The sequence below is a fragment of the Oxalobacteraceae bacterium OTU3CAMAD1 genome, assembly GCA_024123915.1.
Classification (GTDB): Bacteria; Pseudomonadota; Gammaproteobacteria; order Burkholderiales; family Burkholderiaceae_D; genus Rugamonas.
Genome location: CP099650.1, coordinates 3,790,489 through 3,816,615, shown reverse-complemented (window position 1 = coordinate 3,816,615; position 26,127 = coordinate 3,790,489). Strand labels below are relative to the sequence as shown.

The 26,127-nt window shown below is 64.4% G+C and carries 22 protein-coding genes; 11 read left to right on the top strand and 11 right to left on the bottom strand.

Going from position 1 to position 26,127, the window contains the following annotated elements:
* Nucleotides 1–8: 8 nt before the first annotated feature.
* The 4 genes from NHH88_16585 to NHH88_16570 form a co-directional block, all read right to left on the bottom strand.
* Nucleotides 9–689: a Crp/Fnr family transcriptional regulator gene (locus NHH88_16585; GenBank protein USX11337.1), complete on the bottom strand. Its 681-nt coding sequence runs from the start codon at nucleotides 687–689 to the stop codon at nucleotides 9–11.
* Nucleotides 690–699: 10 nt separating this feature from the next.
* Nucleotides 700–2,154, bottom strand: coding sequence for an oxygen-independent coproporphyrinogen III oxidase (hemN, locus tag NHH88_16580; protein ID USX11336.1), 1,455 nt, complete (start codon nucleotides 2,152–2,154; stop codon nucleotides 700–702).
* A 13-nt stretch (nucleotides 2,155–2,167) separates the two neighbouring features.
* On the bottom strand, nucleotides 2,168–3,553 hold the full coding sequence (locus NHH88_16575) for a NarK family nitrate/nitrite MFS transporter (GenBank protein ID USX11335.1): 1,386 nt from the start codon (nucleotides 3,551–3,553) through the stop codon (nucleotides 2,168–2,170).
* A 101-nt stretch (nucleotides 3,554–3,654) separates the two neighbouring features.
* Nucleotides 3,655–4,842 (bottom strand): NarK/NasA family nitrate transporter, encoded by a 1,188-nt coding sequence (locus tag NHH88_16570; protein USX17355.1) that lies wholly within the window; start codon nucleotides 4,840–4,842, stop codon nucleotides 3,655–3,657.
* A 416-nt stretch (nucleotides 4,843–5,258) separates the two neighbouring features.
* Between NHH88_16570 and NHH88_16565 the strand changes: the two genes are divergently transcribed.
* From NHH88_16565 to NHH88_16550, 4 genes are all read left to right on the top strand, one after another.
* Complete coding sequence (locus tag NHH88_16565; GenBank protein ID USX11334.1) at nucleotides 5,259–7,541, top strand: nitric-oxide reductase large subunit; 2,283 nt, start codon at nucleotides 5,259–5,261, stop codon at nucleotides 7,539–7,541.
* Between the two features lie 87 nt (nucleotides 7,542–7,628).
* Nucleotides 7,629–9,623, top strand: a complete 1,995-nt coding sequence (locus tag NHH88_16560) for a ribonucleoside triphosphate reductase (GenBank protein USX17354.1) — start codon at nucleotides 7,629–7,631, stop codon at nucleotides 9,621–9,623.
* 119 nt (nucleotides 9,624–9,742) lie between these two features.
* Nucleotides 9,743–9,913 carry an anaerobic ribonucleoside-triphosphate reductase gene (locus NHH88_16555; GenBank protein ID USX11333.1) on the top strand — a complete coding sequence of 57 codons (171 nt, stop codon included), beginning with the start codon at nucleotides 9,743–9,745 and terminating at the stop codon, nucleotides 9,911–9,913.
* A 1-nt stretch (nucleotide 9,914) separates the two neighbouring features.
* Entirely contained in the window at nucleotides 9,915–10,622 is a 708-nt protein-coding gene (locus tag NHH88_16550; protein USX11332.1) for an anaerobic ribonucleoside-triphosphate reductase activating protein, read from the top strand.
* 147 nt (nucleotides 10,623–10,769) lie between these two features.
* Here the strand turns inward: NHH88_16550 and NHH88_16545 are convergent, their stop codons facing one another.
* The 3 genes from NHH88_16545 to NHH88_16535 are packed head-to-tail and all read right to left on the bottom strand — an operon-like array spanning nucleotide 10,770 to nucleotide 13,229.
* Nucleotides 10,770–11,276: an SCP2 sterol-binding domain-containing protein gene (locus NHH88_16545; protein USX11331.1), complete on the bottom strand. Its 507-nt coding sequence runs from the start codon at nucleotides 11,274–11,276 to the stop codon at nucleotides 10,770–10,772.
* Complete coding sequence (locus NHH88_16540) at nucleotides 11,273–12,175, bottom strand: U32 family peptidase (protein USX11330.1); 903 nt, start codon at nucleotides 12,173–12,175, stop codon at nucleotides 11,273–11,275. The genes NHH88_16545 and NHH88_16540 overlap by 4 nt, the downstream gene beginning before the upstream one ends.
* A 22-nt stretch (nucleotides 12,176–12,197) precedes the next feature.
* Complete coding sequence (locus tag NHH88_16535) at nucleotides 12,198–13,229, bottom strand: U32 family peptidase (GenBank protein ID USX11329.1); 1,032 nt, start codon at nucleotides 13,227–13,229, stop codon at nucleotides 12,198–12,200.
* Nucleotides 13,230–13,374: 145 nt separating this feature from the next.
* On the opposite strand from NHH88_16535, the gene NHH88_16530 reads away from it, so the two are divergent.
* The 3 genes from NHH88_16530 (at nucleotide 13,375) to NHH88_16520 (ending at nucleotide 15,219) form a co-directional block, all read left to right on the top strand.
* Nucleotides 13,375–13,626: a DUF2249 domain-containing protein gene (locus NHH88_16530; protein USX11328.1), complete on the top strand. Its 252-nt coding sequence runs from the start codon at nucleotides 13,375–13,377 to the stop codon at nucleotides 13,624–13,626.
* A complete protein-coding gene (locus NHH88_16525) occupies nucleotides 13,623–14,924 on the top strand; it encodes a permease (protein ID USX11327.1) in 1,302 nt (433 codons plus the stop codon). Before NHH88_16530 ends, NHH88_16525 begins: the two co-directional genes overlap by 4 nt.
* Before the next feature lie 103 nt (nucleotides 14,925–15,027).
* The gene (locus NHH88_16520; GenBank protein USX11326.1) at nucleotides 15,028–15,219 is read left to right on the top strand and encodes a hypothetical protein; all 192 of its coding nucleotides are present in this window, start codon (nucleotides 15,028–15,030) and stop codon (nucleotides 15,217–15,219) included.
* 1 nt (nucleotide 15,220) lies between these two features.
* Here the strand turns inward: NHH88_16520 and NHH88_16515 are convergent, their stop codons facing one another.
* Genes NHH88_16515 through NHH88_16500 form a run of 4 tightly spaced genes read right to left on the bottom strand, consistent with a single transcriptional unit; the run spans nucleotide 15,221 to nucleotide 19,976 of the window.
* Nucleotides 15,221–17,209 carry an LTA synthase family protein gene (locus NHH88_16515; protein ID USX11325.1) on the bottom strand — a complete coding sequence of 663 codons (1,989 nt, stop codon included), beginning with the start codon at nucleotides 17,207–17,209 and terminating at the stop codon, nucleotides 15,221–15,223.
* A gap of 20 nt (nucleotides 17,210–17,229) precedes the next feature.
* Nucleotides 17,230–18,072, bottom strand: a complete 843-nt coding sequence (locus NHH88_16510; protein ID USX11324.1) for a hypothetical protein — start codon at nucleotides 18,070–18,072, stop codon at nucleotides 17,230–17,232.
* 18 nt (nucleotides 18,073–18,090) lie between these two features.
* A complete protein-coding gene (locus NHH88_16505; GenBank protein USX11323.1) occupies nucleotides 18,091–18,876 on the bottom strand; it encodes a hypothetical protein in 786 nt (261 codons plus the stop codon).
* Nucleotides 18,873–19,976, bottom strand: a complete 1,104-nt coding sequence (locus NHH88_16500) for an exo-alpha-sialidase (GenBank protein ID USX11322.1) — start codon at nucleotides 19,974–19,976, stop codon at nucleotides 18,873–18,875. Before NHH88_16500 ends, NHH88_16505 begins: the two co-directional genes overlap by 4 nt.
* 405 nt (nucleotides 19,977–20,381) lie before the next feature.
* On the opposite strand from NHH88_16500, the gene NHH88_16495 reads away from it, so the two are divergent.
* The 4 genes from NHH88_16495 (at nucleotide 20,382) to NHH88_16480 (ending at nucleotide 26,125) form a co-directional block, all read left to right on the top strand.
* Nucleotides 20,382–21,383, top strand: a complete 1,002-nt coding sequence (locus NHH88_16495) for a hypothetical protein (protein ID USX11321.1) — start codon at nucleotides 20,382–20,384, stop codon at nucleotides 21,381–21,383.
* The gene (locus NHH88_16490) at nucleotides 21,380–22,153 is read left to right on the top strand and encodes a hypothetical protein (protein ID USX11320.1); all 774 of its coding nucleotides are present in this window, start codon (nucleotides 21,380–21,382) and stop codon (nucleotides 22,151–22,153) included. Before NHH88_16495 ends, NHH88_16490 begins: the two co-directional genes overlap by 4 nt.
* Before the next feature lie 173 nt (nucleotides 22,154–22,326).
* Nucleotides 22,327–25,167: a type VI secretion system tip protein VgrG gene (vgrG, locus tag NHH88_16485; GenBank protein ID USX11319.1), complete on the top strand. Its 2,841-nt coding sequence runs from the start codon at nucleotides 22,327–22,329 to the stop codon at nucleotides 25,165–25,167.
* Entirely contained in the window at nucleotides 25,157–26,125 is a 969-nt protein-coding gene (locus NHH88_16480; GenBank protein ID USX11318.1) for a hypothetical protein, read from the top strand. Before vgrG ends, NHH88_16480 begins: the two co-directional genes overlap by 11 nt.
* Nucleotides 26,126–26,127 lie beyond the last annotated feature (2 nt).

The following is a 26,127-nucleotide window of genomic DNA, read 5'->3' as shown; positions in this document are numbered from 1 at the left end:
ATGTTCTTTCAGCCGGCGCAGCGGCGCAGCGCGGCGGCGTCGGCAATGTTGATCTTGCGCCCCTTGACCGCGATCAGCTTCTGAGTGCTGAGCTCCGTCAGGATGCGGGAAAAATGCTCGGGTGTGAGGTTCAGCCGCGACGCCAGCACGGCCTTGGTCACCGGCAAGGTCAGCTCGACCGGCCCGTCCTCGGCCAGCTCCTTGAGCAGGTAGCCAACCACCCGCTGCGTGCCCGAGCGCAGGGAGTACGATTCCATGTCGCACATCAGGCTGTGCATGCGCTGGCTCAGGCCGGCCAGCATCTTGCAGGCGAATTCCGGGTCGTTGTGGACCTCGCGGTAAATCGCCGCCTTCGACACGTGCAACAGCAGCGTGTCCTCGGTGGCCTGGGCCGAGACGATGTAGGGACTGCCCATGAACATCAACGCCTGCCCGAAACTGTGGCCCGGCCCGATCAGCTCGATCACCTTCTCGCCGCCCGACACCGATGTGAACGACAGCTTGACCTGGCCGTACAGCACCTGGTGGAAGCCGAGGCATGGCTCGCCGCGCTGGAAGACGATCTCGCCGCGCTCGACGTGCCGCTCGGTGGTGCCGAGGGCCAGGCGGTCCAGCTCCTCCGCGCCCATCGAGTTAAACAACGGCATTCGCGTGAGGAAGGTCTGCACCTTGATGTGTTTCTTGTCCATGCAAATAGCCTCAAATGGTTCGCGAATAGCGCGCCAGCGCCGGCCCTTCCGGCAGCGGCGCGTGCAGATAGCTGTCGAACGCCATGCAGATATTGCGAATCAGCAGGCGGCCGCGCATCTTCACCTTCAGACCCTTGCTGCCGATGCACAGCAGGCCCTCGTCCTCCAGCGGCTTCAAGCGTTCGATCTCGGCGGCGAAGTAGATGCGCGCGTCGACGCCGCCTGGTATGGTCAGCCGCGCGTAATCGAGTTCGAAATCGCACATCAGCTGGCCGATCACGGCCCGCCGCAGCAGGTCGTCCTCGCTCAGGCCGATGCCGCGCGAAATCGGCAACTCGCCCCTGTCGAGCCGCTCGTAATACGCCAACAGGGTCTTTTCGTTCTGGCTGTAGCTGGCGCCGACCGCGCTGATGGCCGACACGCCCAGCGCCACCATCGGCGCGTCCGCGTGGGTCGAATAGCCCTGGAAGTTGCGCTGCAAGCCGCCCTCGCGCTGGCTGCGCGCCAGGTCGTCCTCGGGCAGCGCGAAGTGGTCCATGCCGATGTAGACGTAGCCGGCGGCCGTCAGGCGCTCGATGCACAGGCCCAGCATGGCCAGCTTGGTCTCGGCGTCGGGCAACTCGTCCTCGACGATCAGGCGCTGCGCCTTGAACAGGCGTGGCATGTGCGCGTAGTTGTAGACGGCGACGCGGTCCGGCCGCGCGGCGACAATCTTGTCTAGCGTCGGGCCGAAGCTGGCCACGCCTTGCAGCGGCAGCCCGTAAATCAGATCGACGCTGATCGAACGGAAACCGCAGGCGCGCGCCGCCTCCAGCACGGCGATGGTCTGTTCATGCGATTGCACGCGGTTGACAGCGCGCTGCACCGCCGGATCGAAATCCTGGATACCCAGGCTGATGCGGTTGAAGCCTTGACGCCGCAAGGTGGCGACGCGTTCCGGCGTGACGGTGCGCGGGTCGACCTCGATCGAGAACTCGCCCTCGTCATCGGCGGCGAAGTCGAAGTGCGAACGCAAAGTGGCCAGCAGCTCGTCCATCTGCCCGTCCGTCAGGTAGGTTGGCGTGCCGCCGCCGAAGTGCAGCTGGTCGACCCGCTTGTGCCCGGCCAGCAGCGCGCCCTGCATGGCGATCTCGCGATATAGGTAGCCGAGGTATTCGACCGCCTTGGTCTGGTCCTGCGTGATGATCTTGTTGCAGCCGCAGTAGTAGCATAGCGACGCGCAGAACGGGATGTGCACATACAGCGACAACGGCGAGCGGTTGCCCGCCGCATCGAGGCTGGCGACGGCGTCCCGGTATTGTCCGGGGCCGAAGCCGCCGCTGAAGCGGTCGGCGGTCGGATACGAGGTGTAGCGCGGTCCGGTCTGGTTGAGCTTGCGCACCAGCGCGGCATCGAATTCCACCGACGGGGTCAACGGAATCACCTTGGCGGCTGGCGTGGTGCCTGGTTTGGCGTCGGCTGGCATGGTCAGGCTCCCCTTAGCAAGGCATGTCCGCGTTCTTGCGGGCGTAGCACCACCATGTGATGGCGATGCAGCTGACGTAGAACGCGATGAAGCACCACAGGGCGGCGTCCGGACCGCCGGTCATGGCGATCGAAGTGCCGTAGCTCTTCGGAATGAAGAAGGCGCCGTAGGCGGCGACGGCCGAGGTGAAACCCAGCACGGCGGCGCCCTCCTTGTTGGCGGCGACGATGGCTTGCTGTTGCACTGCGGCGGGCTGGCCGGCGGCGGCGCGTTGACGCTCCGTCAGGAAAATGATCGGAATCATGCGGAAGGTCGAGGCGTTGCCGACGCCGGTGCCGGCGAACAGCAGCATGAACATCCAGAAGAAGCCGTTGAAGTTGCCGCCCGTGCCGCCCTGCGGCAGGAAGGTGATGACGCCGTAGACGGCGCCGATCATGGCGGCGAAGGTCCAGACGGTCACGCGGGCGCCGCCCAGCTTGTCTGAGATGATGCCGCCGATGACGCGCGCCAGCGCGCCAACCAACGGCCCGAGGAAGGCGTATTGCAGCGGATTGACGTCCGGGAACTGGGTCTTGATCAGCAGCGGGAAGCCGGCCGAGTAGCCGATGAACGAGCCGAAGGTGCCGGTGTAGAGCCAGCACATGAGCCAGTTATGCTTGCGCTTGAAGATCACGGCTTGGTCGGCGAACGAGGCCTTGGCCGAGGCCAGGTCGTTCATGCCGAACCAGGCGAACAGGCTGCTGACGACGATGAACGGCACCCAGATGAAGCCGGCGTTCTGCAGCCACAAGGTGGTGGTGACGCCGGCCTTGACGGCCGTTTGCGCCTCGCCGCCGATGGCGCCGAAGACGCCGGCGGTGATCACCAGCGGCACGATGAACTGCACCGCCGACACGCCCAGGTTGCCCAGGCCGGCATTCATGCCGAGCGCGTAGCCCTTCTTGGCCTTGGGATAGAAGAAGCTGATGTTGGCCATCGACGAGGCGAAGTTGCCGCCGCCGAAGCCGCACAGCAGCGCCAGGATCAGCATGGTCGGGTAGCCGGTGGTGACGTCCTGCACCGCGAAGCCGATGCCGATGGCCGGAATCAGCAGCGAGGCGGTCGAGATGGTGGTCCATTTGCGGCCGCCGAAGATCGGCACCATGAAGGAATAGAAGATGCGCAAGGTGGCGCCGGACAGGCCGGGCAAGGCCGTCAGCCAGAACAGCTGGTTGGTGCTGTACTGGAAGCCGATGGCTGGCAGGTTGACCACTACCACGCTCCATACCATCCAGACGGCGAAAGCGAGCGCCAGCGCGGGGATCGAGATCCACAGGTTGCGGTTGGCGGTGTTGCTGCCGCCGCTGCTCCAGAACTTGGCGCTCTCGGGCTCCCAAGTGTTGATCATGTATTTGCTCATTTTGTTCTCCTTGAATCGTTGTGGCTTTCGACCGTGTGGTTGGCGGCTCATACATGGCGGATTACGGCGTGCCGCCTAATCCGCCCTACGTGGTTGTTGGGTTATGCAGTTGCCGCGGCCCCCGCTGGCATGTTCGCGACTGCTGGTTGCGTGGCGGTTGGACGGAACGAGTAGTGCATCCACACCAGCGAGACGCACACCGTGCCATACAGCAGCATGAAGGCGCTGGAACGCACGCCGGTGAGGTCAAGCAGCGCGCCGAACATGATCGGCAGCACGAAGCCACCCAGTCCGCCGGCCAGGCCGACCACGCCCGAGACGGCGCCGATGTTGTCGCTGAAGTCGTCGGCGATGAATTTGAAGACCGAGGCTTTGCCGATCGCCATCGCGGTGCCGACCACGAACAGCAGCGCGGTGAAGACCCATGGCGACAACGCCAGATTCATGTGCACGTCGCCCTGCGTGGTTTTGATGATCATCGCGGTGGGCGGATACGACAGCAGGAAGAAGCAAACCCAGCACAGCCACATCACCCACCAGGTGACCTTGTAGGCGCCGTAGCGGTCCGAGATCCAGCCGCCCAACGCGCGCAGCACGCCGCCCGGCAGCGAGAAGCAGGCCGCCAGCAAGGCCGCCAGGCCGAGGTCGAAGCCGTATTCGCCGACGTAGTATTTGGTCATCCACAGCGCAAGACCGACGTAGCCGCCGAACACCACCGAGTAGTACTGGCAATAACGCCATACGCGGCGGTCCTTGAGCACCTTGACCTGCTCGGAAAACGGCACGCTGGCGCCGCTCTGGTGCGACGGATCGGTGGCCGAGAACATCCAGAACAGCAGCGCCGTCACCAGCATGGCGACTGCGTAGACGGTCGGCAGCGTTTGCCAGCCCCAGGTCGCGATGATGGCCGGCGCGACGAACTTGGTCAGCGCCGAGCCGGAATTGCCGGCGCCGAAGATGCCCATCGCCAGCCCGCGCCGCTCACGCGGGAACCAGCGCGCCACATAGGGCGTGCCGACCGAGAACGAGCCGCCGGCCAGGCCGATAAACAGCCCCAGCACGAGGAACTGCCAGTATTCGGTGGCCATGCCGATCAGGTAGATCGCCGGCACCGTGGCCAGCATCAGCAGGAAGAAGACGATGCGGCCGCCGAACTTGTCGCACCAGATGCCCAGCGGCACCCGCACCAGCGAGCCGCTCAGCACCGGCATCGCGGCCAGAAGGCCGAACTCGGTTTCGTTCAGGCCGAGCATCTTTTTAATGGGAATGCCGAGCACGGCGAACATCATCCAGATCGCGAAGCAGATCGTGAACGACACCGTGCTGCTGGCCAGCACCTGGATTGCCTTATTGTTATTTGACACCTTGATTCTCCTGATACACGTAGGGATGGCATCAGGTTACGCGGCGCCGCCCAGGCCGCCAATCGGCAGGACGGCTATCCGCGCCACGGCAAGCAGTCTAGCCGCCTATGCCGAAATGACTAGGTCGTATGGGCGGGATTGACGGGCCCGCCATTTGTTCATAATCTGGATCAAGGAAAACATGCATCGCATATACATGTTTAAGCGCGGCGCCTAGAATCGACGCCATTACCCCGCACGGCGATCCGCTGCGGGGTCGTACCCCAGGGGGTACGACCCCTCTTTCGACGTGCGGGTTGGGCGCAAGCCCCCCTCATCCAGCAACCTTAAGGAACCATGTCATGCACGCTACACGCAAGCTCTGGACCTGGCTCGCCGTCATCTGCGTCCTCTCCTTCGCCGTCCTCGGCTGGGTCGGCGCGGAAATCTACCTGACCGCGCCGCCGATCCCCAAACAAATCGTCAGCGTCGACGGCGATGTCCTGTTCGACGAAGGCCAGGTCGACCGCGGCCAGCAGGCCTGGCTGTCGGCCGGCGGCCAGCAGCTCGGCACCGTCTGGGGCCACGGCAGCTATGTCGCCCCCGACTGGTCGGCCGACTGGCTGCACCGCGAAGCGCTGGCCTTGCGCCAGATCTGGGCCCAGCGCGACCACGGCGTCGACTTCGATAAGCTCGACAAGCCGAAACAGGCCGCGCTCAACGCCCGCCTGAAGGACGAAATGCGCCGCAACACCTACGACGCCGCGCGCGGCGCCATCGTGCTGTCGGCCGACCGCGCCGCCGCCGTGCGCAGCGTGGCCCGCCACTACACCGACCTGTTCGGAGACGCCCGCGAGCTCGACGCCCTGCGCGAGCAGTACGCGATGACCGCCAACGCGGTGGTCGACGCCGACGACCTGCGCGCGCTGCCGGCCTTCGTGTTCTGGTCGTCGTGGGCCGCCTCCACCGATCGTCCCGGCGAGGCCGACCTGAGCTACACCAGCAACTGGCCGCACGAGCCGCTGATCGACAACCGTCCCAGCGCCGGCGCGGGCATGTGGTCGATCGCCAGCATCATCCTGATGATCGGCGCCATCGCCGGCATGGTGATGGTCCACTCCACCGCCAAGGAGGAAGCCGATCCGGTGCCGCCCAAGGACGATCCGCTGTTCCACCTGAAGCCGACGCCGTCGATGCGGGCGACCAAAAAGTACTTCTTCGTCGTCATCGGCCTGATCCTCGCGCAGGTCGGCATGGGCGTCATCACCGCGCACTACGCCGTCGAGGGCAACAGCTTCTTCGGCTACCCGCTGGCCGAGATCCTGCCGTTCGTCGTCAGCCGCACCATCCACACCCAGTTTGCCGTGCTGTGGATCGCCACCGCCTGGCTGGCCACCGGCCTGTACATCGCACCGGCCATCTCGGGCCACGAGCCGCGCTTCCAGAAGCTGGGCGTGAACGTGCTGTTCTACGCGCTGCTGTTCATCGTCGTGGGCTCGACCGCCATGGGCTGGCTCGGTTCGCTGCAACACAAGGGCACCGGCTTCGCCTTCTGGCTCGGCAACCAGGGCCTGGAGTTCACCAGCATGGGCCGCACCTGGCAAATCCTGCTGTTCGTCGGGCTGCTGTTCTGGGTGCTGCTGCTGGGCCGCGCGCTGTGGCCGGCGCTGAAAAAACCGTCGGAAAGCCGTGGCCTGATCGTCATGGTGTTCCTGGCCGCGCTGTGCATCGGCGGCTTCTACGCCACCTCGCTCACGTGGGGCCGTCACAGCCACTACTCGATGATCGAATACTGGCGCTGGTGGCTGGTGCACCTGTGGGTCGAGGGCTTCTTCGAAGTGTTCGCCACGGCCGTCATCGCGCTGCTGTTCACCCGCCTGGGCCTGATCCGCGCGGCCGCCGCCAACAGCGCCATCGTGCTCGAGACCATCGTGTTCCTGTTCGGCGGCATCCTCGGCACCTTGCACCACCTGTACTTCACCGGCACGCCGACCTTTGTCATCGCCATCGGCTCGATGTTCTCGGCATTGGAAGTGGTGCCGCTGTCGCTGATCGGCGTCGAAGCCTGGCGCAACTACCAGCGCTCGAAGTCGGCGCCCTGGGTGCATAGCTACAAGTGGCCGATCCTGTGCTTCATCGCCGTCGGCTTCTGGAACACCATCGGCGCCGGCCTGCTGGGCTTCACCATCAACACGCCGATCGCGCTGTACTACATGCAAGGGCTGAACATGACGGCCGCCCACGGCCACGCCGCGCTGTTCGGCGTCTACGGCATGCTCGGCATCGGCCTGCTGCTGTTCTGCCTGCGCGGCCTGAGCGACCGCCTGGCCTGGTCCGACCGGCTGCTGTCGCCGATGTTTTGGTGCCTGAACATCGGCCTGGCGATGATGGTGTTCATCTCGCTGGTGCCGGCCGGTATCTACCAGGCCTGGGCCAGCATCACCACCGGCATGTGGTTCGCCCGTTCGCCCGAGGTGGTCCACTCCAAGTTCATGGAAACGCTGGTGTGGATGCGCGTACCGGGCGACGTCGTGTTCGCCGTCGGCACCTTGTTCCTGGCGCTGTTCGCCTGGCGCCTGCTGACCGGAGTGAAGAAAAAACCCGGTCATATCAAGGAATTCCAAAGTCATCGCGTCGTTGATTGACAGGCACAGCATCTAGTATTTAACCTGCCGTCATCCACTACATACAGTATCCAAGGAGAGAGCGTGAAAGAGGAATTCACAAGCACGATGGTCACAAAGCGCGACGGCGGCGCCCAGCCATTCAGACGCGAAAAGATCGAGGCCGCGCTGCTGCTGGCCGGCCGCGCCAGCGGCGAGTTCGACCTGCGCGAGGCACGCCAGCTGACCGATTGCGCACTGCTGCACCTGGCCTCGGCGCGCACGCCCGACGCGCTGACGGTCGAGCAGATACAGGACACCGTCGAAGGCGTGTTGTACGATGCCGGCTACCGCCAGACCTTGCGCCGCTACGTGGTCTACCGCGAGCAGCACGCCACCTTGCGCCAGGACCGGCAGTCGCTGGTCGACGTCGAAACGTCGATCAATGAATACCTCGACCGCCAGGACTGGCGCGTCAACGCTAACGCCAACCAGGGCTACTCGCTCGGTGGCCTGATCCTGAACGTGTCGGGCAAGGTGATCGCCAACTACTGGCTCAACCACGTCTATCCGCCCGAGGTGGGGCAGGCCCACCGCCAGGCCGACCTGCACATCCACGATCTGGACATGCTGGCCGGTTACTGCGCCGGCTGGTCGCTGCGCACCTTGCTCAACGAAGGCTTGAACGGCGTGCCGGGCAAGGTCGAATCGAGCCCGCCGCGCCACATGTCGAGCGCGATCGGGCAGATCGTCAACTTCCTCGGCACCTTGCAGAACGAATGGGCCGGCGCCCAGGCCTTCAGCTCCTTCGACACCTACATGGCGCCTTACGTGCGCAAGGACAGCCTGGGCTACACCGACGTCAAGCAGTACATGCAGGAGCTGATCTACAACCTCAACGTGCCGTCGCGCTGGGGGACGCAAACGCCGTTCACCAACCTCACGTTCGACTGGGTCTGTCCCGAGGATTTGCGCGAACAGATCCCGCACATCGCCGGCGAGGAGATGCCGTTCGCGTACGGGGATTTGCAGCAGGAGATGGATATGATCAACCGCGCCTACATCGAGATCATGATGACCGGCGACGCCAAGGGCCGCGCGTTCACCTTTCCCATCCCGACCTACAACATCACCGAGGACTTCGCCTGGGGCAGTCCCAACGCCGAACTGCTGTTCGAGATGACGGCGCGCTACGGCCTGCCCTACTTCCAGAACTTCATCAACTCGGAACTGAAGCCGAACATGATACGGTCGATGTGCTGCCGCCTGCAGCTGGACCTGCGCGAGCTGCTCAAGCGCGGCAACGGCTTGTTTGGCTCCGCCGAGCAAACCGGATCGCTCGGGGTGGTGACGATCAACTGCGCGCGCCTGGGCTATCTGCACCGGGGCGACGAGACGGCGCTGCTGGCGGCGCTGGACCGGCTGCTGGAGCTGGGGCGCGACAGCCTGGAGATCAAGCGCAAGGTGATCCAGCGGCACATGGACAACGGGCTGTTCCCGTACACCAAGCGCTATCTGGGCACCTTGCGCAACCACTTCTCCACACTGGGCGTCAACGGCGTGAATGAGATGATCCGCAACTTCGATCCCGACGGCCGGCACGACATCACCACGCCGTTGGGCCGCGCGTTCGCGCTGCGGCTGCTCGACCACGTGCGGGCGCGCATGATCGAGTTCCAGGAGCAGACCGGCCATATGTACAACCTGGAGGCGACGCCGGCCGAAGGCACGACCTACCGCTTCGCCAAGGAGGACCGCAAGCGTTATCCGGATATCCGCCAGGCCGGCACCGAGCAGATGCCGTATTACACCAATTCGTCGCAGCTGCCGGTCGGTTATACGGACGATCCGTTCGAGGCGCTGGAGCAGCAGGACGAGCTGCAACGCAAGTACACGGGCGGCACGGTGCTGCATTTGTATATGACGGAGGCGTTGTCCAGCGCCGACGCCTGCCGCACCTTGGTACGGCGCGCGCTGGGGCGTTTCGGGCTGCCGTACATCACGGTCACGCCGACGTTCTCGATCTGCCCCAAGCACGGCTACCTGAACGGCAGCCACAAGTTTTGTCCGAAGTGTGACGCCGATATTCTGGCGCGCAAACAGCTCACCAGCTGTTCCACGTAGGGCGGATTAGCGAAGCGTAATCCGCCAATGCATGCGCCGTCGGCGGCCCGAAGATGGCCGATGGCGGCGTTCCGCCCAAAGTGCTTCCCCGTTTTCTCAACTGTTAGAAAGGAATTACCATGACAACCACCAAACTACCTATCGAGCTAGATGACGCCGAGCGTCAGCCTTGTGAAATCTGGACCCGCGTGATGGGCTACCACCGCCCCGTCTCCTCGTTCAACACCGGCAAGCAAGGCGAGTTCCACGAGCGCACCTACTTCCGCGAAGCGGCCGTCACGGCAGCCTGACATGGACGGCAGACCGCTCAAGGTGGGCGGCTACACGCCGTTCAGCACCACCGATTATCCCGGCCAGCTGGCGGCGGTGGTGTTTGTGCAGGGCTGCCCGTGGCGCTGCGGCTACTGCCATAACCCGCATCTGCAGGAGCGCACCCGCGACAGTCCGCTGTCGTGGCGCGCGCTGCTGGAGGGGCTGGAGCGGCGCGTCGGCCTGCTCGACGCGGTGGTGTTCTGCGGCGGCGAGGCCACCATGGACCCGGCGCTGGGCACGGCAATTCAGCAGGTGCGGGCGCTAGGCTTCAAGGTCGGCCTGGAAACCGCGTGCATCTACCCGGACAGATTGCGGAAGGTGCTGCCGTCTCTGGATTGGGTAGGGTTCGACGTCAAGGCGCCGTTCGACCGCTATGCCGATATCACCGGCGTCACGGGCAGCGGCGCGCCGGCGCGCGCGAGCGTCGAGGCGATCCTCGCCAGCGGCGTCGCTTACGAGTGCCGCACCACCGTGCATCCGGCCCAGTTGCCACCATCGGTATTGATCGAGTTGGCCGGGACGCTGGCCGCCATGGGCGTGGCCAACTACGTGCTGCAGGAGTTCCGCGCCACCGGCTGCGACAACGAAGCGCTGGTGTCCGCCGCCATCGCCGGCTATCCCGGCAAGGAGACACTGGCGAGGATCGCGCCGATGTTCCCGCGCTTCGCGATGCGCCGCAGCCACTGATGCCCTCGCGCGCACGCCTTCTTCTAAACCACGTAGGGCGGATTAGCGAAGCGTAATCCGCCAAGCTCCGTCGGCGGCTTATGGCGGATTACGGCGTCCCGCCTAATCCGCCCTACGAAAATCACGAAAGCACGAAGATCACCAAGATCACATCGGCGGCCCTCGGAACCCCGGCAAAGACCGCACAAGCCGCAACAACGCCTGCCTGCCCAACTCCGTCAACGGCACATCCACCGCGTCCAGCGTATTCTTGACCAGCAGCCCAAGCTCCGTATCGCCCTCCATCGACAACCGCCGCGAGAAGAACAGCGTATCCGGATCTTGCTCGCGCCGCGCCAGCGCCACGAAATCCCGCGCACCGGCCCCGATCTCCAGATCCGGCACAGGCCCCGCCCGCAGTGCCGCGAACCCCGTCTCCCGCCAAGTGAAGTCGAAAGCCACGCCCGCATCCTTGACATGCACGCGCAGATGCTTGCCACGCAAGCTAGCCCGCACGTCGTCAGGCAAATGCTGCCGCAGCACCAGGTTCAACGCGGTCACGCACAGCAGCGATCCCGGCCACGCCGGCAAACGCCGTCCCAGCGCGCCCAGCAACGGCGGCAGCGACGACGGCGCCTGCGCGCCGCCGGCAATATGTGGAGTACCCGGCGTCATACCGCAGCCTCCGTCAGATGCTCAAGTCCCGGCTTGCCATACCAATAACCGTTGCAAGCCGGCGCCGGCAACAGCGGCGCCACCATGCGCGCGCTGGCCGCCGCCGGCGCCGTACCGCGCCGCACCGCGTCGAACGCGCCAATGATCTTGCCCATGTGCTGAGACTGGGGACTGAGCCGCACAACGTCGACACCCAGCTCGCGCAACTGTCCCAGCTCGCCCAGCAAGTTATAGACCAGCGCCGACTGGCTCTGGATACCGTTGAGGACCAGGAAATCCTGCTTCTCGCGGGTGCGCATGACCAGGCCATCCGGATGCTCGATGCAGCTGAAGCGGCAATCGTCCTTGGGCAGGTTGCGGTTGCGCGCCGTGAAGCAACGCGCCGAAAACGCCAGCGGCATGCGGCCGAAGCCGAATACCTCGGTCTCGATGCCGGCCGGGCGTTCCCGCTGCATGTGCCGCAAACCGTCGCGGCCCATCTCCAGCGGCATGACCCAGCGTCGCGCACCCAGTTCGGCGAGCAGCGACAAGGTCGGCGGATTGTAGATGTTCAGGTGCGGGCCGGCGACGAACGGCGCCTGCCCGGCCAGCAACTGCACCGCGCCCATGTCGCTGGCCTCGACGGTGAAGTGGCCGTTGGCCGTGTGCCGTCGCAGCGCCGTGACGTCCGCGCTCGACTCGATCAGCGCCAGGGTCGACATCACCACCTGCTTGCCTTCGGCCTCCAGCATCGCGCCCAGCGCCAGCCAGTCGGCGGCGCGCAGTTCGTGGCGGCGCGAGCAGACCGTCTCGCCCAGGTAGACGATGTCCACCGGCGAGGCGGCGACCTCTTCGTAAAACGCCATCACCTTCTCGCGCGGCCAGTAGTACAGCAGCGGTCCCAGGGCAAGTTTGAGCATAGTTTTTCCGTTGTTCATGTCGTCATTTCCAGGCGCGGTGATAGGCGCCCAAGGTGTGCTGCTGGCCCTCGGCCAGCGTGTTCAGTTCGGCCATCCAGCCCGGCTTGACGGCGTAGCGCGCGGCGTTGCGCAGGCATTGGTCGAGCGCCTCGCGCCACACGCGCGTGACCTGCGCCACGTAGGCGGGACTGCGCTGGCGCCCTTCGATCTTGACGGCGCGCACGCCCATCGCCAGCAGTTGCGGCAGCAGTTCCAGGGTGTTCAGGCTGGTCGGTTCCTCGACCGCGTAGTAGGTCTCGTCGTTGACCTCGAAGCGGCCCTTGCACAAGGTCGGATAGCTGGCGTTCTCCTGCGGCGTGTAGCGGTCGATCAGCACGCCGTTCAGACGCGATTCCAAACCGCGCGGGTTTTGCTGCCAGCGCACCGCCTTGGCCGGCGAGCACACGCCGTGGGTGTTGGGCGACTCGCCCGTCACATACGACGACAATGCGCAGCGGCCCTCGACCATCACGCACAGGCTGCCGAAGCCGAACACCTCGATCTCGACGTCGGTGTTGTTGACGACGTGCTCGACCTGCGCCAGCGACAGCACGCGCGGCAGCACCGCGCGCGCGATGCCGAACTGGCGGTGATAAAAATTGATCGCCTCGGCGTTGGTGGCCGATCCCTGCACCGACAGGTGCAAGCGCAAATCGGGATAGTTGTCGGCGGCGTAGCGCATCAGGCCGGGATCGGCCAGGATGACGGCGTCGATGCCGGCGGCGGCCGCGCGGTCGATGGCGCCGCGCCACAGCGCGCTCGTCTCCGGTTGCGGATAGGTGTTGAGCGCCAGCAGGACCTTGCGGCCGCGCGCATGCGCGTAGGCGATGCCTTGGGAGATGGCGGCGTCGTCGAAATTGAGGCCGGCGAAGTTGCGCGCGTTGGTGGCGTCGCGAAAACCGAGGTAGACGCAGTCGGCGCCCAGGTCGACAGCGGCCTTGAGCGCCGGCAGGCTGCCGGCCGGGCACACCAGCTCGATGGGCGGCGCGGATGAAGCGGATTCAGCGTGGATCATAGGAAGGCGTGAAGCTAAAAAGTCGATGCCGGATGGCGGACGAACTGTATCGCGCCGTCAAGCCCGGAATCCTTGATGTGAATCAAAGAAATTGTGCTTGGGCGAATGGGACAATGCCGTTCAGCACATAACCGAGGACAACACGATGCACAACACACATGGCGGCAATGCGCGCCTGCTTGACGTCGGCGGGCTGGAGCCGCCCCAACCCATGGTGCTGATCCTCGAGGCGCTCGACACACTGGGGCCGGACGAACGGCTGCGCGTGCTGATCGACCGCGATCCGGTGCCGCTGTACCAGGTGCTGCGCCGCTACGGCTTCGCGCACCGCACCACGCCGTGCGAGGCGCGCTATGAAGTGCTGATCTGGCAGGTGCCCGACGGCGGTGACGCATGAAGCTTGCCGCTGCGCCGCGCCGCGCGCTCTCGTTCGACAACAACCCTTCGCTGTCGCTGCCGCTGCGCTACTTCCTCACCGCGCCGCTGTTCGCCGCGCTGGCGGCGGGCCTGCTGACGTGGCAGGGCGAGGCCGCGCTGCTGACGCGCTGGTCGCCGCTGACGTTGGCGCTGACGCATTTGATGGTGCTCGGCTGCCTGAGCATGACGATGATCGGCGCGCTGCTGCAAATGCTGCCGGTCGTCGCCGGCATCACCGTGCCGCAGGTGGGTAAGGTCGGCGCGGCGGTGCACCTCGGTTTGAGCGCCGGCACGCTGCTGCTGGCGTATGCCTTCTGGTCGGAGCTACCGGCGCTGTTCGCGCTGGCGATGGCGGCGCTACTGGGATCATTGCTGCTGTTCCTGGGCGCCTGCACGGTGGGCATGTGGCGTCCGCACGCCAACGGCTCGGGCGCGGTGGTGGCCGGCATCCGGCTGGCGCTGACGGCGCTGGTGCTGACCGCGGCGCTGGGCGGCATGCTGGCCGGCGCCTTCGCCTGGCCGGAAGCGGCGCAACTGCCCCTGATGCGCCTGACGGACCTGCACGCGATGTGGGGCCTGCTCGGCTGGGTGGGGTTGCTGGTGATCGCGGTCGCCTTCCAGGTGGTGCCGATGTTCATGCTGACCGAGCCCTACCCGTCGTTCCTGACCGGTTCCTACACCACCTGGCTGTTCATGCTGCTGGTGGCCGCGTCGCTGTCGAGCGGGCTGCCCGGCGCCGGGCTGCTGTTCCACCAGCTGTGCCTGATCCTGCTGGCGGCCGGATACGCGCTGTTCGCCGGCACCACGCTGTACCTGCTGGCGCGCCGCAAAAGGCCCCAGGCCGATCCAACAACGCTGTACTGGCGCGTGGCCATGGCCAGCTTGGCGGCGGCACTGGCATTGTGGCTGTGGCCGCAGGACAAGGTATCGAACGCCACGCCTTTGGCGCTGGGCGTGCTGCTGATCGCCGGCTTCGCGCTGTCGGCCATCAACGGCATGCTGTACAAGATCGTCCCCTTCCTGGCCTGGTACCACTTGCAGGACGAGATGGCCGCCAGCGGCCGCAAGCTGCCGGCGGTGAACAAGATCATTCCCGAGGGGCTGGCCAAGTGGCAATTCGGCGCGCACATAGCGGCCCTGCTGCTGTTGCTCGGCGCCTGCTACCAGCCGGCGCTGGTACGGCCGGCGGCGGCGCTGATGTGCCTGGCCTGCATCGGACTGTGGCGCAATCTGTGCGCCGCCGCGCGGTTAAAGCACCGGATGCCAAACCCGGCCTAGTCCTTTTTGCCGATGGCGCAGCAAGGCCGGCGGAAGCGACAATGGCAACCACGAGCCGGGCATCTGATAAGAATCGCAAGGTAATCGCAACAGAAGGAACATCATGGAACAACTGGCACAAGACATCTACGACGGCCCCACGCTGAGCACGACCATCAACCGCGAAGGCAACCGCGTCCACCGGCTGATCGACGACACCATTTACCCGTTGCGCGCCAACGCGGTGGTGGTGCGCCGCGATCCGATGGTCGCGGCGCTGTTCGGCGCGGTCAAAAAGACCGCGCCGGCGCCCTGACTTACTTCTGCAACTTGTAGCGCTGCTCGCGGTACAGGATGGACGGCAGCACCACGTGCGACATGGCCTTGTCCACCAGTTGCGGATCGGCTGGCGCCGAACTCGTGGTCAAGGTCTTGGTGGCGGCGTCGTACTTGCCCAGCAACGGCTCCTGGCCCGGACGCAGGATGGTGGCCGACGAGCCCTCCAGCCAGGCGAAGTAATTATCGAACTGGATCAGCGCCCGGCCCGGGGTTTCGCTGTCGCGCGCGAAGTCGCGGCCGATCATCGGGTGCTCGCTCGACACGCCCATCAGCGACAACATCGTCGGCGCCAGATCGATCTGGCTGGCGATGGTCTTGATGACCTTGGGCTGGATGTCGGCGCCCATGATCAGGCCGGGAATATGGAACTTATTGATGGGCACCAGGCTGTCGCCGTAAACCCGGTTGTCATGGTCGGCGACGATCAGGAACACGGTGTCCTTCCAGTAAGCTTCCTTCTTGGCCTGGGCGATGAAGCGGCCCAGCGCATAGTCGGCGTACTTGACGGCGTTGTTGACGGTTTGCTTCTCGGCGTCGTGCAACTGGATGCGTCCGTCCGGGAACTGGAACGGCTCGTGGTTGGACGAGGTGAAGATCAGGCTGAAGAACGGCTTGTTGGCCGCGTGCAGCGTCTTGAGGCGCTCCAGCGACTTGTCGAACAAGTCCTCGTCGGAGGCGCCCCAGCTGCCTTCGAACACCGGCTTCATGTCGCGCCGGTCGACCACCTTCTGGAAGCCGTTACCGGTAAAGAAGCCGCGCATATTGTCGAAGTGCGCTTCGCCGCCGTAGACGAATTCGGTGTGGTAGCCCTTCTGGCCGAGGCCCAGCGCCAAGGTGTAGAAGTTCTGCTGGGCCAGCGACAGCTTGACCACGCTGCGCGCCGGGGTCGGACCGTAGCCGGCGACAACCGCCTCGATGCCGCGCACCGAACGGGTGCCGGTGGCGTACAGCTGCTCGAACCACCAGCCTTCCTTCTTTAACTTTTCCAGTTCGGGGGTGACCGGCACGCCGCCGAGCGATTCGACGAAGGTCGCGCCCAGGCTCTCCTCGAGCACGATGACCAGGTTGAGCGGACGCTCGCGCTGGGCGGTGGCGACCTGCTTGTGCAAGGTCGGCAACTCGGCGGAGGTGAACTGCGCATCCTTGAGCCACGGCGCGCTCTTGACGACCTGGAAGACTTTCTCGCGCGGATACTTGCCGTAGATCTCGGACGAATTGGCTTCCTTGCTCATCGAGTTGAGCGCGTCGAACACCGACCACGGCGAGTTGATGATGAGCGAGTTCACCATCGAATCGCCGGTCAGCGCGAACAGAGCCGGATTAGCCGGGCGGTGCGCGGTGGTCGAGCGGATCTGCACGAACACGAGGCACACCAATACCGGCCACACCAGCAGCAGCTTCAGCGGACGCCATACAGCCATGTTGGCCGAGGCGGCCTTGAGCAGCCGGTACAAGCCCACGCCCAGCAGGATGGTGGCAATCACCCCCAGCACCAGGGCGATGCGGAAGCCGTTCCACAAGGTGGCGATGACCTCGTGCGGATACGACAGGTACTCGATGAACAGCCGGTTCGGCCGCACGTCGAACTGCATGATGAACTGCGGCGTGGACACTTCCATGAACACGATGAAGATCAACGCGAACGTGGCCCAGCCGACCGACAACAGGCGCCACAGGCGCTGCGTGCGCCGGTGCGCCAGCAGCGGCGCCAGCACCAGCGGGATCGCCAGGAAGTAGCCGAGCAAGATCAAATCGGCCCGCACGCCCTGGACGAAGATCCGCAGCGGAATGCCGGTGGGCGCCACCCTGCTCCACTGCCAGGCGACCAGGCCGGCGCGCGACAAGGTGAGGATGAGCAGCCCGAGCAACAGCAATTGCAGCAAGCTGGAGAACGGACCGGCCCAGGCGGTCAGCCTTTCGAGTCTTGCCGCGCAGCGGTTCAACAGGCTATTCGAACGTAGTGTCATGACGGTCCCTGTCCGGTACGTTAATCGGCGGAGGTGCCGGTGACCATGGGATGCGATGCCATGTACTGCGGCGCGCCGGCGCCGGCGCTCATCAGCCAGGCGGTGAACAACAGGAACACGACCACCATCGCGAACAAGGTCGACACGCGGCGGGCGTCGGCCGGCTGCGCGAACACCGGCGGCTTGCCGTAGCCGACGCCGATGTAGTAGGCGGCGAACACGGTGGTCATGTAATGGACGGCGCCGAACATCTCGCCCAGCTCGCCCTTGCGCGGGTGATCGATGACCAGGTGCGACAGCGCCACCAGGGCGATGTAGATCACCGACGCCGACAGCGGCGGCAGGTACAGGCCGAAGCTTTCGACGAAACGCTGGATGCCCGGACGCTTGCGCGCCAGCAGCGGCAAGATGATGTTGTGGGTCAGGCCGACGATGGCGATCACCTTCAGCAGCACGGTCTTGTGCAGGCTGGCGTTGCCGACGGCCAGGTTGTGCAGATTGGTCTCCGACTGGCGGTTATTGGCCAGGAAGTACTCGGGCGAGGCGATGTGCAGGATGCGCTGGAACCAGCTGATTTCCTCCAGCGCGGCCAGCGCCACCAGCGCCGTCAGGCCGACGAAGGCCAGCAGTTGCAGGTTGATCTTGGGCGTGCGCTGCCATTGTTCGACGGCGAGGAAGCCGAGCATGCCGGCGGTGACGGTGAAGCACAGGAACTGCATCCACTCGACGATGCCGTCCTCCACGACCAGGCGCCAGATCGCCGTCTGGTCGCCCTTCCACAGGATCGCCAGCGCCATCACGAAGATGTTGACGAGGACCCCGACCGCGATCACCGGATGAACATACCACTTGTTCTTTACCATGCACTACTCCATTGCTGATTAAATTTGTTCGTTAGCGGCCGCGTGCGCGAGCACCGGTTCCGGGATCGGCGACGTCTCTAGCTCCGCCAGCGGCGACACCAGCTCGGTGCGGCGCGCGGCGCGCTGCCGGAACAGCGCCACGACCGTCGAGCCCAGCGCCCAAGACCACAGCAGCGGGTCGAGCAGCGCGTCCCACAGGTTGCCGGAAGGCAGGCGCAGCACCGAAAACAGCAGCACGGCGACCAGCAGCGCGGCGGCGCCGGCGACGGCGCGGCCGCGCACGATGGCCACCGCGCAGGCGATGGCGACCGCGCAAGCGGTCAACGGCGCGGCGACGGCGCCGAAGCCGCTGGAATACAGGCCGAGGGCGAGCACGCCGAAGGCGTCCAGATACAGCACCAGGCCGGCGACAACCAGCGGCACCGCCAAGCCTGCGGGCATGACCAGACGGACCGGCCGGCCCTGCCAGCGCGCGTGCAGCGACACCAGGCTGAAGCCGACCAGCAGCCCGCTCGGATATTGGAACACCAGGGTCAACCAGTAGGCCGGCGACGCCGCGTCGGGCAAGGCCATCAGCACCACCGTGGCGAGGACCACGCCGGGAACGAAGGCGGCGTTGGCCATCGAGCGGCGCGGGCGCAGCGCGAAGACGGCGGGCGACGGTTTGGGGGCGAGCTTGGACAGCCAGGTCGACAACAGCGCCGGCTTCAACACGGGCAGGATCGCCAGCAGCATCGCGGCGGCAACCAGCGCCCAGGCCAGGCGCCCGTAGACGATCTGCAGGGCGAGATCAGGCAAGCTCATAGCAGGTCCTTCCCGGGATGGATTTTCAGGCGGTGGTGCGCGATCGCGCGGCGCTGGTAAGTGTAGGTGATATGCAGCTCATCGCCGACTTGATACATCGCCGGATACGAAAACTCGTCGCCGGGCTTGCCGCTGACGATATCGGTCAGCGGGCGCCACGCGTGGGCGTCGGTCGAGATCGACAGCGACAAGGTGCTGCGCGCCATGTTGCCGGCGGCGCCCTCGTTGCGCAGCATCAGGAAGCTGCCGTTGGTCAGGCGCAGCACGGCCAGCGCGGTGCCGTGGTTGGACATCGGGGTCGCGTCCATGTCTTGCCAGCTGTTGCCGCCGTCGCGGCTGAACGCCTGCTGCACGCGCCGATCTTCGCCTGCATCGCGCATCCACGCGCGCACCTCGGTCGCCGACACCGGCACCAGGGTCGGCTGCAGCGATTGCGTGCGGGCGCCGATGCGCGTCAGGCGCTGCGGCGCACCGCTGGCGTCGAACGCCATCAGCATCGGGTATTTGTTGCCGATCTCAAAATAGGCCGGCAGCCACCAGCCGCCATCGGCCAGCCCGATGGGCGTCGAGCGCACCAGCACGCTGGTATTGAAGACGGGGGACATCGGCAGCACGCGGCGCACGGTGAAGTTGGCGCCCTGGTCGCGCGACTCCATCTGCACGATGCGCGAGGCGGCCCAGCCGCCCAGGCCGGTGGCCACCACGTACAGGTGGACGGTGCCGTCGGTGGCGGTCCAGGCGACGGGGTTGCCGATACGGCGCACGCCGTGGCCGAGCACGGCGCCCAACGATTCGCGGCTGGCCACTTCCCAGTTATCGCTCCATTTTCCGTGCGACCAGCGCGAGGCGTAGACCTTCACGTCCGGGCCGCTCTCGCGGCTGCCGGCCCACCAGAAGGAAATCAGGTCGCCGCCGGGCAGGCTGGCGAGCGCGCTGGCGTGCGCGGACGGCACGCCCTTGGGCATCGGAATGATGGCGCGGGACAATTCGGTCAGGGTGGGATCGGTCGGCGCGGCCGTTGTGTGGGCGGCGGCTGGCTGGCCGCCGGGCTGGGCAGCACGCGACCAGCGCCAGGCTTCGGCCGCCACCGCGGTGGTCACGGCCAGGACACATGCCAGTATGATCAGACTGGCTGCCCGCTGTAAAGGTGGGCGCGAAGCTCCCATTCCGTCTCCAAGAGATCGGGACATGAAGGAAGCACGTGCAATGATCCTCTTGCCCTAAATTAACAACCCTCCGCGCGCGGGTTGCGGCGGGAGGTAACACTAGCACTAGCAGTTTTCGCCCAGCTTTACTTTGGCGAATCCGGTATCGTACATGAAAACACGAAAGAAATGTTAGAGCACGGCACTTGTCTCCGAGGGCCGATCCGGTGGTGGGACATCCTCCATTCGCGGTGCCGGACCGCGCCAATCAGATCGCCCTTGTTAAATCGTAATTTCTAGGGTGTAATCTTGCCTGGATTGCATCTGTCACTCAGACGATGCCGCGCATCAGGAGGAAGTTTGGAGTCGCCGAAGCCCAATAAGAAAATGTCCGGGGTGGTTGAGATTTTTCAGAAGGACGTACCGGCCTCGAAGGCTACGATCGCGTTCAATCTGATCAAAGCGCAGTATTCCGACGCCATCGAATATAGAGGCATCATGGATGGAGTAAGGGGACTCCTGATCTTCCTCGGACTTGCAATGTTGGCTATGGCCGGAATGGTCGTGGTTGACTCCATTTCCTTTTCAGTAAATGCAAAATCTTTCTCGGTGTCCAGCCTGATCATAACGATATTTGCCGTAGGCATCTTCACCCCGGTCGGCATATTTCTGTTCCTCTGGTGTGTTCGACTCGAGCTGTTCCGGCCAGCGGACGAACCCATCATTTTTGATCGCAAGAACAGGAAAGTGTACAGAATTTTCCGAGAAGTTCAGCCTGGCTGGAGGGGGTTGCTTAAACATTGGCCACTGAGATCGGCGACATACGATTGGAACCTGATAGATGCCGAACACCATGCCGTGGTTAACGCAAATACATCGACAGTGAGTCGTATGCACTCGCTGGTTTTCATTGTTCGCCAGAGCCCAACCGATGCGACTGTTGTTGACGCTTTCACATTGGGCGGCAGCATGCTGCTTGGTGAGGTAACAGTCGCCCCCATGTATGAGCATGTACGTAAGTTCATGGAGGACGGCGGCCCGCATTTATCGCCGGGCGAAGTGCTATCCAATAGGGAAAATCCCGTCACCTTCCTGCAATGCATGGCCCGCATGGGTCCCTACGGCGACACGTTGAAGCTGTGGTGGGCGCAGGCCTGGGTGTTAACGATCATCCGCTTTATCCTGTTTCCCATATCTTTCCCGATTTTGACGCTCCTCGGCATTTTCTCGTGGTTCAGCTATTCCACATCGATCCCCATCAAGTGGTCCGACGAGGTGCTGGCGGCGGTCGGCCCGCCGGTTCAATTTGCTGACCAGCCAAGCACAGAAGCGTCGTTACGTGGCACTGGAACAGCATCTTGAACGACCTCGATTTAATCAACCCTGCGTTTGCAAAACCCAGAAACATGTGTTCGCTCGGCGCGGGGATTCCTCTGATCATGAGTCTTTGTTCGATCGCGCTGTCGTCGGGAGCGGCACCGGATACGCCCTACTTGCAAAATCCCTTGACGTTGTTTTTTACACTTACATTAACCATTTCACTCGCTCTTGTGTGCTTACCCCGAATATTTAACTGGGGCTGGTCCGTTGAATATTTCTTCGTGGCGTCAATCCAGCTAGCCTGCATCGGTATGTTAGGCGGGACCCCTTGGCTCTGCTTTTTGCTGTACGCCTCCATTCCTTTGCCATATCGGCTCGTGTTCTTCATTGTTTATCTGGGTGTCATTGCCACGCTCAGCACGAAAATCTGGCGCATGTACCAGGATGTCAGGAACGATCCGCAACTGCTGGGCCAGCTTTATCAAGTCCGGAACAAGCAAACGTTCTATCTGCAGAAGAATGATGTGCGCCTATTAGAGAAGAAATATAGGCTCAGTCTATTTCCGAACGCAGGATATTTTCTCTTATTCGCCGGCCTAGCCTTCGGCACAATGCCATTTGCAAAAACTATCGTGGGATTTGTAGGCCTGCCTTTCCCGCACATTTTCCTTGGAATTTTCTCAATTCCTATCGATATGATGGCTCTGGCTTTTCTGACGAGGGGATGGTTCGTCTATTACCACTTGCCGAAACATTTCGACCCGCAGCGTCCGACGGTCTACGTGGACATGGTAACCAAGACCAGGCGCTAGATCACAAGACCCAGGCCATATTGTGCGTGACCCTAAGTGACAGACTCCCGTTCTGCCACCTCTTCAATCGAATCGCACTTGTCAAACAGTACTTTCTAGGGTGTAATCTTGCATGGATTATATCTAGCCCGGCGTTGGAGGTACCAGCGCGGCATATCTGGAGTAGAAGTAACATGTCAGAACCGGTTTCGTCGCAAAACAGCTCGTCCGCCTCCCTGCTCGCCGGCTTCACGCAAAGTACGCGGATACTTAAACTCACCACGCCACTCGGCGCCGACGTGCTGCTGGCTGAATGCGTGCGCGGCGAGGAAGGCATCGGCATCGGCTTCAGCTTTAAGATCGCTGCGCTGTCGACCGACGCCGCCATTTCGCTGAAATCGCTGATCGGCCAGCCGGTGCTGCTGGAACTGATGACCGCCGCCAGCCGCGACCAATTGCGACCGTTCCACGGCCACGTCACCGCCATCGACATGGCCGGCGCCAACGGCGGCTTCGCCCGTTACAACCTCACCGTCGAACCCTGGACCGCCTTCCTCGCGCGCGGGCGCGACAGCCGCATCTTCCAGGACATGACGGTGTTCGACATCCTCGATACCATTTTTAGCGCCTACCAGGGCCAGGGCAAGCTAGTGCCGGCGTGGCGCTTCGACATCCTCGACCGCGCCGTCTATCCCAAGCGCAGCATCACCACCCAGTACCAGGAAAGCGACCTCGCCTTTGCCCGGCGCCTGATGCACGAGGAAGGCCTGTTCGATTATTTCGAGCACACCGGCGACGCCGCCAGCCCCGGCCTGGGCAGCCACACGATGGTCATCGCCGACCACAACGGCAGCTTCAAGCCCAACGCCCAGGCCAGCATCGCCTTCAGCCAGCCCGGCGCGACGATGCGGGAGGACACGCTGGACCGCTGGCGCACCGAGCTGCGCCTGCAAACCAACGCCATCGAGCTGAGCAGCTGGGACTACCGCTCGCTCGACACCCGTCCGGTCGGCGCCGCCAGCGCGGACGGCGGCGACAGCGCCCCGCTGGTCAGCCGCGACGCCCCGGGCGCCTACGCATACCAGTCGCGCGAACAAGGCCAGCGCATCGCCGATAACCAGTTGCAGGTCTTCGAGGCCAGCAAGGAGATCCATGTAGGCGCCGGCACCGTGCGCACGCTCGCGCCCGGTACCACGTTCGCCCTCACCGGCCAAGCCCAGTTCGATCTGGCCGGCAGCGACGACGAACGCAGCTTCCTGATCGTGCGCACAGTACACCTGATGCATAACAATCTCAGTGCGGACCTGAAGTCGAGCCTGATGCAGCGGCTCGGCCAGGGCCTGCTCGACGCCTTGATCGGCGAGGAAGAAAAGACCAGCCTGCACGCGGTGGGCAAAGCCATGGGCGAACGGCCTTTGTACCGCAACCGCATCGACGCCATCCGCAGCAACATCCCATACCGCTCCAGCGGCACGGACGCCCACGGCCAACTGCTCCATCCGCGCCCTACCATTCACGGGCAGCAGACCGCCATCGTGGTCGGCCCGCCCGGCGCGCCGATCCACACCGACCGCGACCATCGCGTGAAGGTGCAGTTCCACTGGCAGCGCGGCGCGCAAAGCCACAGCCGCCTGGCGCATCCGATGCCGGACGGCCACACCGGCGCGCCCGGCGACGACCAGGCGGGCACGTGGGTGCGCGTAGCCACGCCGATGGCGCCGGTGGCCGGCGCCAACTGGGGCAGCAGCGCCCTCCCCCGCATCGGACAGGAAGTGCTGATCGATTTCCTGGAGGGGAACATCGACCGGCCGGTGGTGCTCGGCACCGTCTACAACGGGCGCGGCCAAGCCGACGCCCAGCATAATCAAGTGGCCGGTGGCGCCGGCGTGGCGACCGGCAACGCCCCCGCCTGGTTCCCCGGCGAGGCCGGCGGCCACGCGCATCCGGCGGCGCTGTCGGGCATCAAGACGCAAGCGATCCAGTCCAGCCAGGGCGGCAGCGGCGCCTATAACCAGCTGGTATTCGACGACAGTCCGGGGCAATCGCGCGTGGGTCTGCAGCGCCACGCCACCGCCCACCAGGGCACAGCAGAACTGAACCTCGGCCACTTGCTGCACCAGAGCGACAACCAGCGGCTGAAGGCGGCCGGCTTCGGCGCCGAGCTCAAGACCGAGCACAGCATAGCGGTGCGGGCCGGCAAAGGCGTGCTGCTATCGACCGACGCGCGCGGCAGCGCCACCGGCAGCCAGATGGACTCGAAGGAAGCCATCACGCAGCTGGAAGAGAGTTTTCAACTGCAAACCGATTTGGTCGAGATGGCGCAGAAACATAACGCTAAGCTCAAGGACGAACCGGCACCGGCGGAACTGCCGTCGATCAAACAGGTGAAGCATGTAGGTGAAGTGCTGAGTGGAACGGATGGCGGATCGTCCTCCGACTCCGGCGGCCAATCCGAATCGCTCAAGGCGGCCGCCTACACCGAGGCCCATGCGCAACTTTCGAGCCCGACCGGCATCGTGGCGGCGACGCCGGCCAACGCCCTGCTCGCCTCCGGCAAAACCGGCAATCTGAGCGCCGGCCATGACATCAATTTCGCGGCCCAAGGCAATACACTCCATGCGGTGGCAGCGGGCATCGGCCTATTTACTTATGGCAAGGCGACCAACGCTGAAAAACCAAACAAGGAAATTGGTATTCGTCTGCACGCGGCCAGCGGCAAGGTCAGCGCTCAAAGCCAGTCGGACGAAACGAAGCTCACTGCCGACAAAGCGCTGACCGTAACTAGCGTGGCGAAGAGCATCACTGCCAGCGCCAAGCAATATCTTGCGCTGACCTCCCAAGGTGCCAGCCTGAAGATGGAGGGCGGCAATATCATGCTTCACGGCCCGGGTACGATCACCTTTAAAGCGAGCAGCAAGGAGCTGACGGGGCCATCTAGCTCTTCGAGCGAGTTGAAGCTGCCAGCCGTCGGCAAGCTGGCTGAATGCTCATCAGCACAATCGGATGCCGCCACGGGGGGCGCCAGTGCAATCTAAGCTCGCTCAGCTACGCGCGAGCATCGATCCTGTCACGCCGCTGTTTGTGCTGGTCGATCCGATGGTTGGCGAACCCCTGCCCGGCATCAGCATCTCCGCCGCTGGATCAGCTGCGACAGATCAGCGCATGCAGGGTTGGGGGCGCGACATCGTCCCGGTGGAGCTTGCCAAGAGCATTACGCTCCCCGCGCACCAACATCCTTACCTGATTCAACTGCTGGGACCGGACGACCCGTTGCTGGAGGTGACACTCGACATCGCCGAAGAAGAGCGCCTCGCGTCGCAGTCTGGCGGACTCGATGGAACAGGCCGCTCAGCCCATCGCATCGGCGGCTGGCTGCAAAGCAGCATGCGCTGGCCGGAGCTCGGTGCGCTTGTTGCGGAAATGTGCCGAGTCAACACCGATGCGAACACCAAGGCGACTTACTTGCGCCTGGGCGATCGCCGGGTGCTTGATCTCTTATGCCACGTCGCCGGCCAAAGCCGTGTCGCCGCGCAATTCGGACGCCTTCAGAGCTGGACCTATTTGAAAGCCGATGGCGATCTGTGCCGTCTGCAATCGCCTGGCGAGCATCGCGAGCGACTACGCCTGGACGAGACTGAATGGCAAAGGATGCTTACCGGCGAAATGCTGCATCGAGCGATGGCCCACTACCTCGGAGAGACGACCTTTACCGATGCCATGATAGCGCCGCCGACCTACTCCTCCGCCGAAACGGCGCGCCTCCTCGCCGCCGATGCTGCGCTCCGATGGCCGCATCGTTTCAAGAGCGACGTCGATGACACCGTATGGGGCGCGCTGGCGATGTGGCGGCCATCGATGGCAAAGCTGCCGGCGATCCAAGAGCTGCTAGAGGACCCAGGTTCGGAAAGCGAGCCTGCCGAGCCGGTGAGCTTTGTGCACCGCGACCTCATCACATTAATACAAAAGGCGGAGAAAACCGCCCGATTTGATTGACC

What these genes read in the sequence shown, in the direction of transcription:
- NHH88_16585 (USX11337.1), bottom strand. Translation starts at nt 689, where the DNA reads ATGGACAAGAAACACATCAAGGTGCAGACCTTCCTCACGCGAATGCCG.
- hemN (USX11336.1), bottom strand. Translation starts at nt 2,154, where the DNA reads ATGCCAGCCGACGCCAAACCAGGCACCACGCCAGCCGCCAAGGTGATT.
- NHH88_16575 (USX11335.1), bottom strand. Translation starts at nt 3,553, where the DNA reads ATGAGCAAATACATGATCAACACTTGGGAGCCCGAGAGCGCCAAGTTC.
- NHH88_16570 (USX17355.1), bottom strand. Translation starts at nt 4,842, where the DNA reads ATGATGTTCGCCGTGCTCGGCATTCCCATTAAAAAGATGCTCGGCCTG.
- NHH88_16565 (USX11334.1), top strand. Translation starts at nt 5,259, where the DNA reads ATGCACGCTACACGCAAGCTCTGGACCTGGCTCGCCGTCATCTGCGTC.
- NHH88_16560 (USX17354.1), top strand. Translation starts at nt 7,629, where the DNA reads ATGGTCACAAAGCGCGACGGCGGCGCCCAGCCATTCAGACGCGAAAAG.
- NHH88_16555 (USX11333.1), top strand. Translation starts at nt 9,743, where the DNA reads ATGACAACCACCAAACTACCTATCGAGCTAGATGACGCCGAGCGTCAG.
- NHH88_16550 (USX11332.1), top strand. Translation starts at nt 9,915, where the DNA reads ATGGACGGCAGACCGCTCAAGGTGGGCGGCTACACGCCGTTCAGCACC.
- NHH88_16545 (USX11331.1), bottom strand. Translation starts at nt 11,276, where the DNA reads ATGACGCCGGGTACTCCACATATTGCCGGCGGCGCGCAGGCGCCGTCG.
- NHH88_16540 (USX11330.1), bottom strand. Translation starts at nt 12,175, where the DNA reads ATGCTCAAACTTGCCCTGGGACCGCTGCTGTACTACTGGCCGCGCGAG.
- NHH88_16535 (USX11329.1), bottom strand. Translation starts at nt 13,229, where the DNA reads ATGATCCACGCTGAATCCGCTTCATCCGCGCCGCCCATCGAGCTGGTG.
- NHH88_16530 (USX11328.1), top strand. Translation starts at nt 13,375, where the DNA reads ATGCACAACACACATGGCGGCAATGCGCGCCTGCTTGACGTCGGCGGG.
- NHH88_16525 (USX11327.1), top strand. Translation starts at nt 13,623, where the DNA reads ATGAAGCTTGCCGCTGCGCCGCGCCGCGCGCTCTCGTTCGACAACAAC.
- NHH88_16520 (USX11326.1), top strand. Translation starts at nt 15,028, where the DNA reads ATGGAACAACTGGCACAAGACATCTACGACGGCCCCACGCTGAGCACG.
- NHH88_16515 (USX11325.1), bottom strand. Translation starts at nt 17,209, where the DNA reads ATGACACTACGTTCGAATAGCCTGTTGAACCGCTGCGCGGCAAGACTC.
- NHH88_16510 (USX11324.1), bottom strand. Translation starts at nt 18,072, where the DNA reads ATGGTAAAGAACAAGTGGTATGTTCATCCGGTGATCGCGGTCGGGGTC.
- NHH88_16505 (USX11323.1), bottom strand. Translation starts at nt 18,876, where the DNA reads ATGAGCTTGCCTGATCTCGCCCTGCAGATCGTCTACGGGCGCCTGGCC.
- vgrG (USX11319.1), top strand. Translation starts at nt 22,327, where the DNA reads ATGTCAGAACCGGTTTCGTCGCAAAACAGCTCGTCCGCCTCCCTGCTC.